Source organism: Robertmurraya mesotrionivorans (assembly GCF_050971805.1).
Taxonomy (GTDB): domain Bacteria; phylum Bacillota; class Bacilli; order Bacillales; family Cytobacillaceae; genus Robertmurraya_A.
This window is the reverse complement of record NZ_JBPCCH010000028.1, coordinates 34367-50477: the sequence shown is the minus strand read 5'-3', so window position 1 is coordinate 50477 and position 16111 is coordinate 34367. Positions and strand designations below refer to the sequence as shown.

15 protein-coding genes and 2 tRNA genes are annotated in these 16111 nt (G+C 37.8%); 13 read left to right on the top strand and 4 right to left on the bottom strand.

What is annotated here, in order from left to right; translation table 11 throughout:
* Positions 1-134 precede the first annotated feature (134 nt).
* Positions 135-215 (top strand) — tRNA-Leu (locus ACRX5O_RS23220).
* 61 nt (positions 216-276) lie between these two features.
* Here the strand turns inward: ACRX5O_RS23220 and ACRX5O_RS23215 are convergent.
* Entirely contained in the window at positions 277-675 is a 399-nt protein-coding gene (locus ACRX5O_RS23215) for a nuclear transport factor 2 family protein (protein ID WP_433908115.1), read from the bottom strand.
* Between the two features lie 189 nt (positions 676-864).
* Between ACRX5O_RS23215 and ACRX5O_RS23210 the strand changes: the two genes are divergently transcribed.
* Positions 865-1335, top strand: a complete 471-nt coding sequence (locus tag ACRX5O_RS23210) for a GNAT family N-acetyltransferase (protein WP_433908114.1) — start codon at positions 865-867, stop codon at positions 1333-1335.
* 40 nt (positions 1336-1375) lie between these two features.
* Here the strand turns inward: ACRX5O_RS23210 and ACRX5O_RS23205 are convergent, their stop codons facing one another.
* Positions 1376-2641, bottom strand: a complete 1266-nt coding sequence (locus ACRX5O_RS23205; RefSeq protein ID WP_433908113.1) for an ATP-binding protein — start codon at positions 2639-2641, stop codon at positions 1376-1378.
* A gap of 181 nt (positions 2642-2822) precedes the next feature.
* On the opposite strand from ACRX5O_RS23205, the gene ACRX5O_RS23200 reads away from it, so the two are divergent.
* Positions 2823-2896: transfer RNA gene (locus ACRX5O_RS23200), tRNA-Gly, on the top strand.
* A gap of 98 nt (positions 2897-2994) precedes the next feature.
* Here ACRX5O_RS23200 and ACRX5O_RS23195 read toward each other — a convergent pair.
* Positions 2995-3360 (bottom strand): winged helix-turn-helix transcriptional regulator, encoded by a 366-nt coding sequence (locus ACRX5O_RS23195; RefSeq protein WP_433908112.1) that lies wholly within the window; start codon positions 3358-3360, stop codon positions 2995-2997.
* A 166-nt stretch (positions 3361-3526) separates the two neighbouring features.
* Here ACRX5O_RS23195 and ACRX5O_RS23190 point away from each other — a divergent pair, with 166 nt between their 5' ends.
* The gene (locus tag ACRX5O_RS23190; RefSeq protein WP_433908111.1) at positions 3527-4717 is read left to right on the top strand and encodes an MFS transporter; all 1191 of its coding nucleotides are present in this window, start codon (positions 3527-3529) and stop codon (positions 4715-4717) included.
* Between the two features lie 6 nt (positions 4718-4723).
* Positions 4724-5566, top strand: a complete 843-nt coding sequence (locus ACRX5O_RS23185; RefSeq protein WP_433908117.1) for an aldo/keto reductase — start codon at positions 4724-4726, stop codon at positions 5564-5566.
* A gap of 42 nt (positions 5567-5608) precedes the next feature.
* Here ACRX5O_RS23185 and ACRX5O_RS23180 read toward each other — a convergent pair whose 3' ends face one another.
* Complete coding sequence (locus ACRX5O_RS23180; RefSeq protein WP_433908110.1) at positions 5609-6277, bottom strand: B3/B4 domain-containing protein; 669 nt, start codon at positions 6275-6277, stop codon at positions 5609-5611.
* 88 nt (positions 6278-6365) lie between these two features.
* On the opposite strand from ACRX5O_RS23180, the gene queG reads away from it, so the two are divergent.
* From queG to ACRX5O_RS23140, 8 genes are all read left to right on the top strand, one after another.
* Complete coding sequence (gene queG, locus ACRX5O_RS23175; RefSeq protein WP_433908109.1) at positions 6366-7496, top strand: tRNA epoxyqueuosine(34) reductase QueG; 1131 nt, start codon at positions 6366-6368, stop codon at positions 7494-7496.
* A 67-nt stretch (positions 7497-7563) separates the two neighbouring features.
* Entirely contained in the window at positions 7564-8433 is an 870-nt protein-coding gene (locus tag ACRX5O_RS23170) for an amidase domain-containing protein (RefSeq protein WP_433908108.1), read from the top strand.
* 65 nt (positions 8434-8498) lie between these two features.
* On the top strand, positions 8499-8975 hold the full coding sequence (trmL, locus tag ACRX5O_RS23165) for a tRNA (uridine(34)/cytosine(34)/5-carboxymethylaminomethyluridine(34)-2'-O)-methyltransferase TrmL (RefSeq protein WP_119707053.1): 477 nt from the start codon (positions 8499-8501) through the stop codon (positions 8973-8975).
* 390 nt (positions 8976-9365) lie between these two features.
* Complete coding sequence (locus ACRX5O_RS23160) at positions 9366-11261, top strand: PrkA family serine protein kinase (RefSeq protein ID WP_119707055.1); 1896 nt, start codon at positions 9366-9368, stop codon at positions 11259-11261.
* A 325-nt stretch (positions 11262-11586) separates the two neighbouring features.
* Positions 11587-11826, top strand: coding sequence for a hypothetical protein (locus ACRX5O_RS23155; protein WP_433908107.1), 240 nt, complete (start codon positions 11587-11589; stop codon positions 11824-11826).
* A gap of 247 nt (positions 11827-12073) precedes the next feature.
* A complete protein-coding gene (locus tag ACRX5O_RS23150) occupies positions 12074-12487 on the top strand; it encodes a peroxiredoxin-like family protein (protein WP_433908106.1) in 414 nt (137 codons plus the stop codon).
* Positions 12488-12841: 354 nt separating this feature from the next.
* The gene (gene yhbH, locus ACRX5O_RS23145; RefSeq protein WP_430776910.1) at positions 12842-14011 is read left to right on the top strand and encodes a sporulation protein YhbH; all 1170 of its coding nucleotides are present in this window, start codon (positions 12842-12844) and stop codon (positions 14009-14011) included.
* Positions 14012-14150: 139 nt separating this feature from the next.
* On the top strand, positions 14151-16091 hold the full coding sequence (locus ACRX5O_RS23140) for a beta-glucoside-specific PTS transporter subunit IIABC (protein WP_433908116.1): 1941 nt from the start codon (positions 14151-14153) through the stop codon (positions 16089-16091).
* Positions 16092-16111 lie beyond the last annotated feature (20 nt).

Sequence of the window (16111 nt, the reverse complement as noted above, 5' to 3'; positions counted from 1 at the left end):
ACAGGACTTAAAATCCTGCGGTAGGTGACTACCGTACCGGTTCGATTCCGGTCCTCGGCACCAAGGATTTTTACGAAAGTAAAATATCCAATGCTTTTTGCAAAGCAAAATAGCAGTCCTTACAATTAAATTATGCCGGTGTGGCGGAATTGGCAGACGCGCACGACTCAAAATCGTGTTCCTCTGGAGTGTCGGTTCGACCCCGACCACCGGTATCTAAAAAGATAAAATCCTCACAAATCTTATTTTAATCAAGATTTGTGAGGATTTTTTTGTTTAAAACATTCCGTTTTCATTAGGGGAATCCTCTGGTATAGGTTGACCTATATCCCACATTTCAACGATGCGGCTATTTTGGAAACGAAAGATATGTACAACAGCTCCTCCAAGGTCCTCTGGATTCTGCTTCACATGGGAATGAACGGCTACTGTATCGCCCTCTTGAATAGCAAGTTTGACTTCAAGTATCTTGTTGGGGTTCTGTGCTGCATTCTCTTCCATCGCGAGCTTAAATGAATCCGCATCGCCACGGAAATAGGGATTGTGGTGACGAAAGTCAGATTCTATGTACTTCTCATATGCTTCACGAACTTTCCCAGAGGCTACGAGCTGAAGAAAAGATACTGCCTTTTCCTTAAGAGAGTAGGTCGGTATAGATTGCTGTTCCTCACTCAATTTCAAACATCCTTTCCATTCAAATAATACTTTCAAGAATTAATAGAAGTTTAAGGGATATATAAACTTAAGTCAATTTTGGTAATACATATAAGAAAATTTTGCTTAAGTTTTAAGGATCTTTTTTATTTGCATAATAATTTTACTCTCTATAAAATTTTCATATATATTTTGAAAGGGACTGATAAAGTGAAAATTAAATTTGCTGAAGAATCCGATGTCCAAATTATACTTGATTTAATGCATAAGGCATTTCAAGAATATAGGAATGCTCTGCCACCATCAAGCGCACTAGATGAAACAGAAGAATCTATTTTAATAGATATGAGCTCAGGAGGAAAAAGCTTAATTTGTTATCTTAACGATCAGCCAGTTGGAATGGTACGGTATCAGGTGAAAGAAAATAGCTTATATTTCTATAGACTATCTGTTATCCCGGAAATGAGGGGGACTGGAATTGCAAAGAAATTAATATCATCATTGGAAGACATCGGAACCCAAGAACGATTAACAACTATATTTTGCAAAGTTAGAGCGACAGTTCCAAAAAATATAAGCTTATATCGTTCGATTGGATATACCATTTTCGATGAAGAAATTGTACATAGACCTAATAGTTCTCCTATTTTAACCTATTCCATGTTGAAGAAATTAAATTAGGTTACATAAAAAAGCTCTTACCATCCGGTAGGAGCTCATTTTATGTATTAGAGGTTTCATCGATAGGAAAGGAAAGGGTAATTCTTGTACCTTTCATCGGTTTGCTATCCACATGCACAGTGCCCCTCATGCTTTCGACAATACGAAATACGACCATCATTCCTAAACCAGTCCCCTTGTTACCTTTTAATGAAAAGAACGGCTCACCTAATCTGGCGACTTGTTCTGATGTCATACCAATACCAGTGTCTGTAATACTTAGATGGACACCATTCTCATTCTCTTTCGTGAACAAAAATAATATACCTCCAGATTTCATAGCATCGATACCATTTTTCGAGATATTCAGCAGTATTTGCTGGAATTTATGTGGATCACCAGTTATCGGGTGGTTATGTAAAAAAGCTGTTTCAATCGTTATTCCTTGTTTGTTGGCAAGGGGACGAATGATTTCAACACACTTTTGAATCTCTTGTTCCAAGTCGAGTGGCAATTCCACTTCAGGATGTGGTCTAGCAAAGGTGAGATATTCATTAATAATCTCCGATGCACGATCTGCTTCGGCAATGGCAAGAGAAGTATAGGTTTTACAATCCTCAGGCGTATCCGAATGTTCATGTACTAATTGTAAAAATCCTCTCACAACCGTTAATGGATTTCGTACTTCATGACTAATACTAGCAGCTAAATGGCTGACCGTTTCCATTTTTTCAAACTTAATCGATTCCATTTGCAAAAGATGAAAGGTTCGAAGTACTTCACACAAGTAACAAACAAAAAATGTAGAAGCTGTTAGGACCATTACATAGATGAAATAAGAAAAGGTCTGATCAAAATCAAATAAAATAGATGGAATTAAAAAACCTACCACTGAATATAAAAAAGATAGAAAAGTAAAAAGAAATAGTCGGCTATAAAGAGGCTTTTTTAATAAATTTGGATACATATAAATCATAACAACTGTGTAGATGACTGCAAGAATAATGGTAACCCAAATACCGTTTCCACCAAAGGGGAGTCGGATTAGGATCATGACGCTAGCCAAACCTAATATAATGGGTCTGCCACCGTAGATACATCCAAGTAGAAAAGGGATGAAGCGCAAGTCATAAACAAAGCCTTCATCAACTTTAACAGACAAAAGAATACTAACAATCATTAAGAGGGAAGACAAAAGGAAGAGGTGCAGCTTGCCAAATCGATAGGTATAAATATTGTGTTTGGCTAGGATTAATAAGTTGAGTAGCAAAATGGATAGAAGAATGAATAATAAATTAATCAGTAGACCTTGAAAAAGTTCACTCATCCATGTGCCCCTCCTAGCGCGATATATTCTATTTCTTATTTTATGAGAATGTACATCTTTTAACAAGAACAATAGGGAAAAATACGCTTTGTCCTTACATGAAAAAAAGTTCGACAAAATACTTGATTTTTTTTAGGAATCTTTGTATTATATAAAAGTACCAAATATGAATCACATATTTGCGGGTGTAGTTTAATGGTAAAACCTCAGCCTTCCAAGCTGATGTCGTGAGTTCGATTCTCATCACCCGCTCCATACATATAAGCAACGCAGTATGCCGTTTATAAAAACGTTGTACTGCGTTTTTTTAATCCCCCGTTCTTATAGTAAACGGGGATTTTGATCATCTAAAACTATTTTTGATTTAATATACTTTCCTCTAAAACCTCATTTTTATCTCCGTATACCTTTGTAATATGAGATTCTCCCCATGCACATAGCGAATCCAAAATTGATTGTAGACTTTTTCCATATTCACTGAGTTCATATTCCACTTTAGGAGGAACCTGATTATAACTAATTCGTTTGATGACTCCATCTTCCTCTAACTCACGTAATTGCTGTGTTAACATTTTTTGAGTAATATTTGGCATTAATCGCTTTAGTTCATTTGTTCGCTTTTTTCCATGTGTAAGGTGGCATAGAATGACGCATTTCCATTTCCCCCCAATCACCTCTAATGTGGCTTCGACACCTATGTTGTACTTCTTTTTCTCCACTTTTATTCTCCTTCCTATAGGCACTAAAAAGTACCTACCTTACTAAAAGGTATCTATATCACTTAAAAGTGCGTTCTTTCCTAATTGAACTCTATGAATCATAATAGCATTTGTTGATGAAATACACCAAGGAATCATATCAACGGTAAAAAATAGGAGGGAAATAATGAAGTTAGATAGAAAGAGAAGTACATTTGCTTTATTAGCATTAGCAATTAGTGCTTTTGCGATTGGGACAACCGAATTTATTAGTGTTGGGTTGCTTCCTCTCATTGCAAAGGATTTACAAATATCTGTTACAATGGCTGGCCTAACAGTCTCTTTATATGCACTAGGAGTCACGGTAGGTGCCCCAATTTTAACTTCGATTACTTCGAGTATGTCGAAAAAGAAGCTACTACTTTGGATTATGCTGGTTTTTATAATCGGGAATAGTCTAGCAGCTTCAGCAACATCAATAGGTGTTTTACTTGCAGCAAGAGTATTATCAGCATTTTCCCATGGTGTATTTATGTCAATTGGCTCTACGATTGCAGCGAGCCTAGTTCCAGAAAACCGTCGTGCTAGTGCCATTTCCATTATGTTTACAGGGCTAACGGTTGCAACAATTACCGGAGTTCCTATCGGTACCTTTATCGGTCAACAGGTCGGTTGGCGATCAGCATTTGTTGCTATTGTTATTGTCGGAATAATAGCCTTAATTGCAAATAGCATCCTCGTTCCGGCCGAACTACCCAAAGGGAACAAAACAACATTCCGTGAGCAGTTAAACTTAGTAAGAAATGGACGTTTGTTACTAATGTTCATTATTACGGCATTAGGATATGGAGGGACATTCGTAGTATTTACGTATTTAACTCCATTGCTTCAAAGTATTACAGGTATTAAAGAGGAATTAGTTGCTGTCGTTTTACTCGTATATGGTATTGCCATTGCGCTTGGAAATGTCATAGGTGGTCGACTAGCAAATCATAAACCGCTCAAGTCTTTATTTTATATGTTTCTCATTCAGGCAGTGATTCTCCTCATATTAAGCTTTACTGCACCGTTCAAAGTGGTGGGTATACTAACAATTTTATTCATGGGGCTCTTTGCCTTTATGAACGTTCCCGGCCTTCAAGTATATGTCGTAATGCTTGCAGAACGCTTCGTCCCTGGGGCAGTAGATGTTGCATCAGCTATAAACATTGCTGCTTTTAATGCAGGTATAGCCGTTGGTTCTTATGTTGGCGGAATAATAACCGAACAGATAGGATTGATTCATACCGCATGGATTGGTTCGTTAATGGTATTTGGAGCTGTCATTTTAACTGGTGTAAGCCTAATTCTTGAAAAAAAAGATCTAATGGAGGGCTAATAGATGATTAATAAACATTTACAAGAAACGACTACTTTAAATAATGGGGTAAACATGCCTTGGTTTGGACTTGGTGTTTTTAAAGTAGAAGACGGGCCAGAATTGGTTCATGCAATAAAAACAGCTATACGTCATGGGTATAGAAGTATTGATACAGCTTCGATTTATGGAAATGAAGCTGGTGTTGGAGAGGGCATCCGAGAAGGAATGAAAGAAGCAGGGATCACTAGAGAGGATTTATTTATTACCTCAAAAGTATGGAATGCGGATTTAGGCTATGAATCTACTATTTTGGCGTATGAAGAAAGTTTAAAGAAACTAGGTTTAGAATACTTGGATTTATACTTGATTCATTGGCCGGTGGAAGGAAAATATAAAGAGGCTTGGAGGGCACTTGAAACAATTTATAATGAAGGCAAAGTAAAAGCAATTGGAGTAAGTAATTTTCAAATTCACCATTTAGAAGAGTTATTGAAAGTTGCTAGTGTTATTCCTGTGATTAATCAAATCGAATACCACCCTCGATTAACGCAAGTGGAGCTAAAAGCATTTTGCCAGCAGCATCATATTCAACTTGAAGCCTGGTCTCCATTGATGCAAGGAGAGTTGCTAAACAACCCTGTTCTACAGGAAATAGGACAAGCGTATGGGAAGACTGTTGCACAAGTCATATTGAAGTGGGATCTTCAAAACGGTGTTGTGACGATTCCAAAATCAACAAAAACACATCGAATCATTGAAAATGCGTCACTATTTGATTTTGTTCTTTCAGAAGAAGATATGAAGCGGATCAATGAATTAAATCAAAATAAAAGAGTCGGTCCAGACCCTGATAATTTTGACTTCTAAAAGACAACTCCCCTGTCAATCACAGGGGAGTAAAATTACTGTTTAATTACCAATCACTCGACATTCTCCAACCCCACCATGAATTTGTGTAAACATGTTCATAACGGATTGTGTCAAAAGTTGTCCTTCATCAACTGTTATAGACGGACGTAAATAAATCAGGTGTAGTGCATCTCTAGTTGCTTCCGTGACAGCAGATCTCAGAGAATCAACATAAGGACTGCCAAACCCGCCTTTTTCATCGGAGGAAATGATTAACTGATGAAGGGAATTACTACGCCCATTAAGACCCTCGTATACTTCATCTTCCGTTCCCATTCTAATAATAATGTCCCCACTAAGCTGACTAAGGTCATAGATACCTAAAGGAATCTCATACTTCAATGAGAGGAAGTTATTTAAATCTGTGGCACTGTTAATACTTTGTATGTAATTTTGTTTTTTGACACGTCTGTATAAAGCCTCAGCTGAATGACGATAGCGATTAGGGTCCTTACCAGTTTTCTTGAAAATAGACCTCCATTCACTAATTCCCTTAAGGTCAGATAGTTGCTTCTCTTCTAAGTCGAAAAATAATGATTCTTGAAAAAGCTGTAGTCTACCTTTAAGCATTTGTGGGGAGGATCCAACCTCAATGTCTTTATATGTTATGACGCCCATTTTAAAACCTGGGACAAGTGCCAGCAGCTCAGGAGAAATCGTTATTTCCAAACTTTCCACCTCCAAAAAGTGTTTAAAATAGTTTATCATAGAATGCAGTGATTTCGTATTTGTAAGTATGGAACGAGGTGAATGACGCTTGAATTATCATCAATTAAAAATAGATATTATTGAATATAGCAAAACGATCGGAATTGATAAAATTGGATTTACATCAGCATCGACGTTCTCTGAGTTACGAAACAGACTTGTAAGGCAACAAGAGCTAGAGTATCAGTCGGGTTTTGAAGAGCCAGATATTAATAAAAGAGTCGAGCCATCTCTGCTTTTACCAGAGGCTGCTTCCATTATCTCCATTGCAATTGCCTATCCATCTAAAATGAAGACGAGAGTGGCAAGCAAAAAAGGAGAGAGAAGAGGCATATTCTGTAGAGCTTCTTGGGGAACGGATTATCATACAGTACTTCGTGAGCGCTTAAATAAACTCGAGGACTACATCCAATCGAGAGTTCCAGCAGCCCATGTTAAATCAATGGTGGATACAGGAGAGCTTTCTGATAGAGCCGTAGCAGAACGTGCAGGGATTGGCTGGAGTGGGAAGAATTGTGCTATTATTACTCCAGAGTTTGGCTCCTACGTATACTTAGGGGAAATGATCACGAATCTCCCGCTTGAACCAGATCAACCGATTGAAAATGGGTGTGGAGATTGCAATAAATGTGTAGATGCTTGTCCAACAGGAGCACTTGTCCAAGGCGGGCAACTAAACTCTCACAAATGTATTGCCTTTTTAACACAAACGAAAGGGTTTCTGCCAGACGAATTTCGAGGAAAGATTGGAAATAGATTGTACGGTTGTGACACATGTCAAACGGTCTGTCCTGAAAATAAAGGAAAGGATATTCATTTTCATGAAGAAATGGAAGCTGATCCAGAGATTGCAAAACCCCTTTTACGCCCTTTACTTTTCATGAGTAATCGGGAGTTCAAAGAAAAATTCGGACATGTATCGGGATCTTGGCGTGGGAAAAAGCCGATTCAGAGAAATGCCATTATCGCACTTGCTCATTATAAGGATGAGACAGCTGTTGAGGATTTAATCGAAGTCATGAAAAAGGATCCAAGACCAGTGTTAAGAGGAACGGCTGCTTGGGCACTAGGGAAAATTGGTGGAACTATAGCAATGGATGCACTATTGACTGCAAAGCAAAAAGAAGAGGACCAAGAGGTTCTTGACGAAATAAATAAAGGATTATCATTCATTCAGTGAGAGTACTTTGTTACTCTCATTTTTTTTTCAACTTCTTCATATGTTGTACTTGAAGGGAGTGAAAAAGGTGAGAAAACAGCTTCAAGTGTTACTCGAGAAAAGGGTTAAGCAATGTGTAACAAAAACACGAGATACAAACGAGGAATGCGAGAAAATAAAGATGAAGAAACAAGGGCTAACAGAGAGAGAAGGAGAAATTGTTAAAGCCAAAGCTAGCGGCAAAATACAGAACATAGAGTATATAGCAGACATCGCTCACGTTTATTACCAGGTTCACTTTCAATACTTGATTAACCATAAAGGAACATTATATATAGAGGAAGAAATAGAGGAAAGAAAAGCGGAGTTTTATAAAGGAACATTGGTTGATGATGAGGAACTCTCCCCAGATTTTACTGTAAAAAAAGCAGAAGCAAGTATTAATGAGGTATTTGATGAACGACTGAGCTTTGAATACGACCGTTTAAATGCTGTGAAATATGCGGAAACATGGTGGAACAGTTATAATCCGCGCTTTAGTAAGTTTACGAACGACTGTACGAACTATATATCCCAATGTCTTCGCGCTGGAGGGGCACCGATGACGGGGTATCCTAACCGATCAAAGGGCTGGTGGATGCAAAATAATAGTTGGACGTATAGCTGGACAGTTGCCCACTCTTTCCGGTGGTATTTGCCGAATGCTAGGGTAGGATTGCGGGCAGTTGAAGTGAATCGACCAGAAGAATTGAAGTTAGGTGATATTATTTGTTATGACTTCGAGGGGGATGGGAGATTTAATCATACGACGATTGTAACAGCAAAGGATGCAGACGGAATGCCGCTCGTAAACGCACATACAACGAATAGTAGAAAAAGATATTGGGCGTATAAAGATTCAACGGCATATACACCAAATATCAAATATATCTTTTTGCAAATTAATGACGATGTATGAGCTTTGGCTCTGAGTAAAGAGTAATGGTATAATATCCTCTGACAGTTAACTATAGAGGTGACACCATGCCAAACCATATCGTACTATTTCAACCACAAATCCCTTCTAATACAGGGAACATCGCTCGTACATGTGCTGCAACAGATACAACACTACATTTGATTCGACCGCTTGGTTTTTCAACTGATGATAAACAATTAAAGCGTGCGGGATTAGATTATTGGGATGCGGTAACAATCCATTACTATGATTCATTAGAAGAATTTTATGAAAAGAATGCAGGCGGGGAATTTTTCTACTTAACGAAATTTGGAAAGAAAAACTATACATCCTTTGATTATAGTGATTCAGAAAAAGAATATTATTTCATCTTCGGTCGTGAAACAACTGGATTGCCACAAGAGGTGAGAGAGAAAAACCTTGATCGAGCGTTAAGAATTCCTATGAATGATGAGCATGTACGTTCATTGAATTTATCAAACACGGCAGCTATTTTAGTGTATGAGGCATTAAGACAGCAAAACTATCTACACCTAACATAAAGGGACCGTTCTATTATAGAACGGCCTTTTTAAAAGGAGGAAAACAAGAAAAAAGCTGCCATAGAAATCGGCAGCTTTTTCTTACTTATTTACACCTGGCTTATCATCGTATCCTGCAGTAAAAATTGCAGCTAGAAATGCAACCATAACACCTAAAATAAGAAGCAATCCCATGTATGTAGCCTCCTCTGCAAAAGATTACGTTTACATATAGGCTTATTATAGCCTATTTCAAACATAGTGTGAATAATTGAAGAGATATTTTTTAGCCAAGTTCCTAAAGAGTTTCTAAAAAAGGACAATATTACTCTCCCTCATTAGGCATGTTCATTTGTACGGGTGCATAGATTATATTAATCGTCTCTGATCATTCAAACAGGGGAGGTCCATATGGATATCTTAAAAAAGATCGAAATGTTTAGACAAGAAGAGGAAAAGTTAAAGTGGGAAGGTACATTTGCAGAGTATTTAGAAATTGTGAAGGAAAGTCCATGGGTAGCACAGTCGGCACATTCTCGCGTTTATAATATGATCAAAGATGCTGGAATTGAAAAAGACGGGACGAGTAAAAAATATGAATTTTTCAGTAACCAGTTATTTGGTTTAGAGGAGTCGTTAGAGAGATTAGTCGAGGAATATTTTCACCCGTCTGCCAAACGTTTAGATGTTAGAAAGAGAATTCTTTTGCTTATGGGACCAGTTAGTGGAGGGAAATCCACTTTAGTTACAATGCTAAAGCGTGGATTAGAGGCATATTCGCATTCAGAACGAGGCGCTGTTTTTGCGATTAAAGGCTGTCCGATGCACGAAGATCCATTACATCTCATTCCGCACCATTTAAGAAAAGATTTTTACGATGAATATGGTATTCGAATTGAAGGGAATTTGTCTCCTTTAAATACGATGAGAGTGGAACAGGAGTATGGCGGAAGAATTGAGGATGTCATTGTCGAGCGTATTTTCTTCTCTGAAGATAAGCGTGTGGGGATTGGAACATTCAGTCCATCCGATCCAAAATCACAGGATATTGCAGACTTAACAGGTAGTATCGACTTTTCAACCATTGCTGAATATGGATCAGAATCTGATCCGAGAGCTTATCGATTTGATGGAGAATTAAATAAAGCCAATCGAGGTATGATGGAGTTCCAGGAGATGTTAAAATGTGATGAGAAATTCTTATGGCACTTACTTTCTCTCACACAAGAAGGGAATTTCAAAGCCGGTCGCTTTGCACTCATTTCAGCAGATGAGTTAATTGTGGCTCATACGAATGAAACGGAGTATCGCTCGTTTATTTCAAATAAGAAAAACGAAGCATTACACTCACGTATTATCGTTATGCCTGTTCCTTATAACTTAAAAGTAAGTCAGGAAGAGAAAATTTACGCAAAAATGATTGGTGAAAGTGATGTATCACATGTTCATATAGCCCCACATACTTTAAGAGTTGCTGCCATGTTCACCATCCTAACTCGATTAAAGGAACCGAAAAAAGGTGACATTGATTTAGTGAAGAAAATGCGTCTTTACGATGGAGAGAATGTCGAAGGCTTCTCAAGTGCTGATGTAGATGAGTTGAAGAAGGAATATGCGGATGAGGGAATGAGTGGAATTGACCCTCGTTACGTAATCAATCGTATTTCTTCTACAATTATTAGAAAAGAAATGTCTTCTATTAATGCACTGGATGTTCTTCGTTCTTTAAAAGAGGGCTTAGATCAACATGCATCAATTACTCCAGAGTTAAAAGAGAAGTATTTAAATTATATTTCGCTTGCTCGCAAGGAGTATGATGACATTGCGAAAAAAGAAGTCCAAAAAGCATTTGTATACTCGTATGAAGAGTCTGCAAAAACGCTTATGGACAATTACTTGGATAATGTAGAGGCATACTGTAATAAGGCGAAGCTCCGCGATATACTAACTGGTGAAGAAATCAATCCAGATGAGAAACTTATGCGTTCCATTGAAGAGCAGATTGGTATTTCTGAAAATGCGAAAAAAGCATTCCGAGAAGAAATCTTAATTCGTATCTCAGCCTATGCAAGAAAGGGCAAGCGTTTTGACTACAATTCTCACGATCGTCTACGTGAAGCGATTCAGAAGAAGCTGTTTGCTGACTTAAAGGATGTTGTGAAAATTACAACCTCCACAAAGACACCAGATGAGCAACAGCTGAAAAAGGTTAATGAAGTAGTAGCAAGATTAATTGATGAGCACGGCTATAATTCTACCTCTGCAAACGAACTGCTTCGTTATGTTGGTAGCTTGTTAAACCGATAATAAAAGGAGGGCTGGCTAGAGTGCCAGTCCTTTTTTATATAGATATGGTTGGGCAAGCTCCTAATTGCCCGTTGGAGCAGAGTAACGCTTCGAATGGTCAAATAGAAGGATCCTAATTGCCCGTTGGGGAAGGAAACAAGTTCGAATCGTCAAATAAAAGAGTTCTACTGCCCATTGGTGAAGGAAACAGGCTTGAGCGGTCAAATAGAAGGGTTCTAATTGCCACTTGGAGGAGGAAACAAGCTCGAACAGTCAAATAGAACTACATTTTTCTTTTATGTTTACCGCTTGTCCATCTCGGGTAAAGAGTATCGAGGTGATAATCATGAAAACAAATCAAAAGGCCAAAAACGTTGTTGCTCAGAACAGTTCCATGGCTGAGGATATGAAAGAAATGAAGAACCTTGGAAAAGAAATAGAACAAATGAAAACGAATGAAGAGTTTAAAAAAGAGAATAAAATTCCGGATCCACAGCAGGAAACGAAATTAGATCAAACAAACGAAACAAAAGAAAAGATAGAAAAAGTTAAAAGTAAGCATCGTTTATTAGATGCAAAGTTTTAAAGCATGCGGCTGATTCGCATGCTTTTTTTCACAATTTGTACATTGACTACTTTATTTATATTTTATAAAATTAAATTGTTCAAAATTAAAATTACACCAATAATTTATGAGGTGAAGCATGAATTTTGTATTAGAAAAGCCTTATTCAGAAGATGAAGAATTTCAACAAATCATTCATGGGAAAAAGAGTTTAGTTGTTTTTGTCCGTCATCCTGGCTGACCCGTATGCAGAGAATTCCTCACGCAGTTGCGTGAGCATTATAGTCATTTGACTTCAAATGGTGCACAAGTAATTGTTATTACACCGTCAGGCAGAGCCTTGCTCGAACCGTTTATTGATGCATTCGGTCCATTTCCATTTGATATATATGGTGACCCTGCGAGAGCACTGTATAAAAGCATGGGACATGAGTCCATGCAGAAGTGGAAGCTTCTAATGAAGGCTAGGAAAGCTTTTGTAACAGGTGGATCTAAAGCGTTTATTGCCGATGAAGAAAATCAAAAGAAAGTCGTAAAAGAGGCATTAAAAACGCAGGACATCTATATTCAGGGAGGATCTTGGATTTTTAATGAAAACGGAGAAGTAGTATGGAAGCATATAGATTCCTCGCCAGAGGACCATGCGTCAATTGATAGAATCCTTCAAGAAATATTGAGCTAGTTAAAAGACTAGCTCTTTTTCTTTTCCCATTAAAGACAAACATATTTTCTTTCCCGAAATAATATTTATAGTACTAAGTTTTACATTGGGGAGTTAGGAGAGCTACTCATATAATCCGTCAGATCATCTTACAGTGAATTTTTAGGATGATGAGAGCCTCTAATGTACTTGAATAGCAATAAATAGGCTTGTCCATCAATATGGGCAAATGTCTCATTGTCAAAATTATTTGTAAATTATTACGACCTCCTGCATATGATAGAGTAATCAACGTTTCCCACTCCATTTTACACTCGGGATATTGTATGAGCGTTTTGTGAAAATGGTGACAAAAAAATTAGGAGGGTTAAAACTATGGCAGATGTAAATAATCATCAATTTGTGATTTCGCAAGAAGACTGGTCCCTCCACCGGAAAGGCTATGACGACCAACAGAGGCATCAGGAGAAGGTTCAGGAAGCGATCCGTAACAATTTACCAGACCTAGTAACAGAGGAAAATATTGTTATGTCCAATGGTCGAGAAGTGGTGAAAATCCCGATCCGCTCACTGGATGAATACAAAATTCGTTATAATTATGATAAAAACAAACATGTGGGCCAGGGAGATGGAGAAAGCCAAGTTGGTGATGTTGTAGCTAGAGATGGATCCGCAAATCAAAAGGGACCTGGAAAAGGGCAAGGAGCAGGAGATCAGGCGGGAGAAGACTATTTTGAAGCAGAAGTGTCTTTAATGGACATTGAGGAAGCACTGTTTAAGGAGTTGGAACTGCCTAATTTAAAAAAGAAGGAAAAGTCCGAAAACGTTGTAGAGGATATTGAGTTTAATGATATCCGTAAAACAGGTTTGATGGGGAACATTGATAAGAAAAGAACGATGATGACCGCTTATAAAAGAAATGCAATGACAGGCAAGGCCAGCTTTCATCCTATTTATAGAGAAGATTTGAAATTTAAAACCTGGAATGAGATTATTAAGCCTGATTCCAAGGCAGTTGTGTTAGCAATGATGGATACAAGTGGTTCAATGGGCCTTTGGGAAAAGTATATGGCTCGAAGCTTTTTCTTCTGGATGACAAGATTTTTACGAACAAAGTACGAAACAGTAGAGATCGAGTTTATTGCTCATCATACTGAAGCAAAGGTCGTTTCTGAAGAGGACTTCTTTTCTAAAGGAGAAAGCGGAGGAACGATTTGTTCATCTGCTTACCGCAAATCATTAGAACTTATTGAAACAAAATACGATCCTGCAAAATTTAATATCTACCCATTCCATTTCTCAGATGGAGATAACTTAACCTCTGATAACGCACGTTGTGTGAAGTTGGTAGAGGAATTAATGAAAGTGTCCAATATGTTTGGATACGGAGAAGTAAATCAATACAACCGCCACTCGACCCTAATGTCCGCGTATAAAAACATCAAACACGAAGACTTCAGATACTATATCCTCAAACAGAAATCCGATGTGTTCCATGCGATGAAAAGCTTCTTCAAGAAAGAAGAAAATAAACAATTTGCATAAAACCAGCCATGTGGCTGGTTTTTTATTTAGCAAACAAATGCAAAATATGGGTACTCGTATAAGCTATTTCCATTTGAACAAAATATCAAAGGAGGTTGTGTTCATTAAATTATTTTTTAAATAGAAAGAAGGGATCCTTATTAAGTACGAGCAATTGGCCAAAGACATTATCGAAAATGTTGGCGGGAAAGAAAACGTTAATAGTGTGGTGCATTGTATTACACGATTGCGCTTTAAGCTAAAAGACGAGGGAAAAGCAAATACCGATGCGTTAAAGAATATGGAAGGCGTCATTACCGTGATGAAAAGCGGTGGGCAGTATCAAGTGGTCATTGGAAACCATGTGCCCGATGTATATAAAACGGTTGTTGAGATAGGAGGGTTCCAAAATCAATCTCCTGTGGAAGAAGATGGGGGAGGAGAAAAGGGTGGAGTATTTGCCCGTTTCATTGATATAATCGCGAGCATCTTCACACCAATCCTTGGAGTGTTAGCTGCAACTGGGATGATCAAAGGGTTTAATGCTCTTTTTGTTACTTTCGGATGGATTGACGCTACTTCAGGTACCTATCAAATATTAAATGCAATTGGAGATTCCTTGTTTTATTACTTCCCTATCTTTTTAGGATATACGGCAATTAAGAAGTTTGGTGGTAGCACATTTATTGGAATGGCTATTGGTGCCTCGTTAGTTTATCCTACTCTAACTACCCTTACAGGGGGAGAGCCATTATTTACTTTATTTACAGGATCAATGTTCCAATCACCTGTTTTTATTACCTTCCTAGGTGTTCCTGTTATATTAATGAGTTATGCTTCCTCTGTTATCCCCATTATATTAGCGGCATGGTTTGGAGCAATGGTCGAGAAAGGGTTAAGGAAAGTTATTCCTGATGTTGTAAAAGCATTCTTAGTTCCATTCTTTACATTATTAATTGTTGTGCCAATCACATTTATCGTAATTGGACCAGTCGCTACTTGGGCAGGGAATTTATTAGGACAGGCTACTTTATTTATCTACAATTTAAGTCCAATCCTTGCTGGTATTTTCGTAGGTGGCTTATGGCAAGTATTTGTTATTTTTGGACTTCACTGGGGACTTGTTCCTATCGCCATTAACAATCTGACTACACTCGGTTCAGACCCAATACTAGCAACTACCTTTGCCGCTTCCTTTGCCCAAATTGGAGCAGTTTTAGGTGTATGGTTAAAAACAAAACAGCAAAAGTTAAAATCTTTGAGTATTCCCGCCTTTATTTCAGGTATTTTCGGCGTAACTGAACCAGCTATTTATGGTATCACCTTGCCTTTGAAGAAACCTTTCATTATTAGCTGTATCGCAGCTGCCGTAGGTGGAGGAATCATAGGAGCAACCGGTGTTAAGCTTTATATGATTGGTGGTTTGGGTATCTTTGGAATTCCATCTCACATTAATCCTAAAGGGGGAGCCACTCTTGCTATTTGGGGATTAATTATCTCCATTGTTGTTGCTTTTGCGCTTGGTTTTATCTTGACTTATTTATTTGGCTTAGGAAAAGGACAAGATTCAGCAGTTGAAAAAAATGCATCTAATCAGAAAAAAGATAGTCAAACAAGTACTTCACAAACAGGAGGATCTCAAACTAAACAAGTAACTATTTTCAGTCCGCTTAGTGGAGAAGTTCTACCTCTTTCTAACATTAAAGATGTAGCCTTTGCTTCTGGAGCTCTTGGAGATGGTGTGGCAATTGAACCGTCAGAAGGAAGGTTAGTTGCCCCGGTTTCTGGAAGAGTAACTGCTTTATTCCCTACTAATCATGCTATCGGTATTACTACAGATGATGGAGTAGAAATTTTAATTCATATTGGCATGGATACTGTTGAACTTGGAGGGAAATATTTTACATCTCATGTATCGATGGATTCCCATGTAGAAAAAGGGCAACTATTAATTGAGTTTGATATTCAAAGTATTAAAGCAGAGGGCTTAAGTGTGACTACACCTATAGTAGTAACTAACCATGCTGAGTACACGTTAGTGAAAACCAAACAAACACAAATCAAATCAGGGGATCAATTAATCGAACTAAACCGTAAGTGATATGAAAATTAATTATTTGA

Excerpts from the sequence above, each read along its gene's own strand:
- ACRX5O_RS23155 (WP_433908107.1), top strand. The coding sequence starts at position 11,587 with ATGAAAACAAATCAAAAGGCCAAAAACGTTGTTGCTCAGAACAGTTCC.
- ACRX5O_RS23160 (WP_119707055.1), top strand. The coding sequence starts at position 9,366 with ATGGATATCTTAAAAAAGATCGAAATGTTTAGACAAGAAGAGGAAAAG.
- ACRX5O_RS23205 (WP_433908113.1), bottom strand. The coding sequence starts at position 2,641 with ATGAGTGAACTTTTTCAAGGTCTACTGATTAATTTATTATTCATTCTT.
- trmL (WP_119707053.1), top strand. The coding sequence starts at position 8,499 with ATGCCAAACCATATCGTACTATTTCAACCACAAATCCCTTCTAATACA.
- yhbH (WP_430776910.1), top strand. The coding sequence starts at position 12,842 with ATGGCAGATGTAAATAATCATCAATTTGTGATTTCGCAAGAAGACTGG.
- ACRX5O_RS23190 (WP_433908111.1), top strand. The coding sequence starts at position 3,527 with ATGAAGTTAGATAGAAAGAGAAGTACATTTGCTTTATTAGCATTAGCA.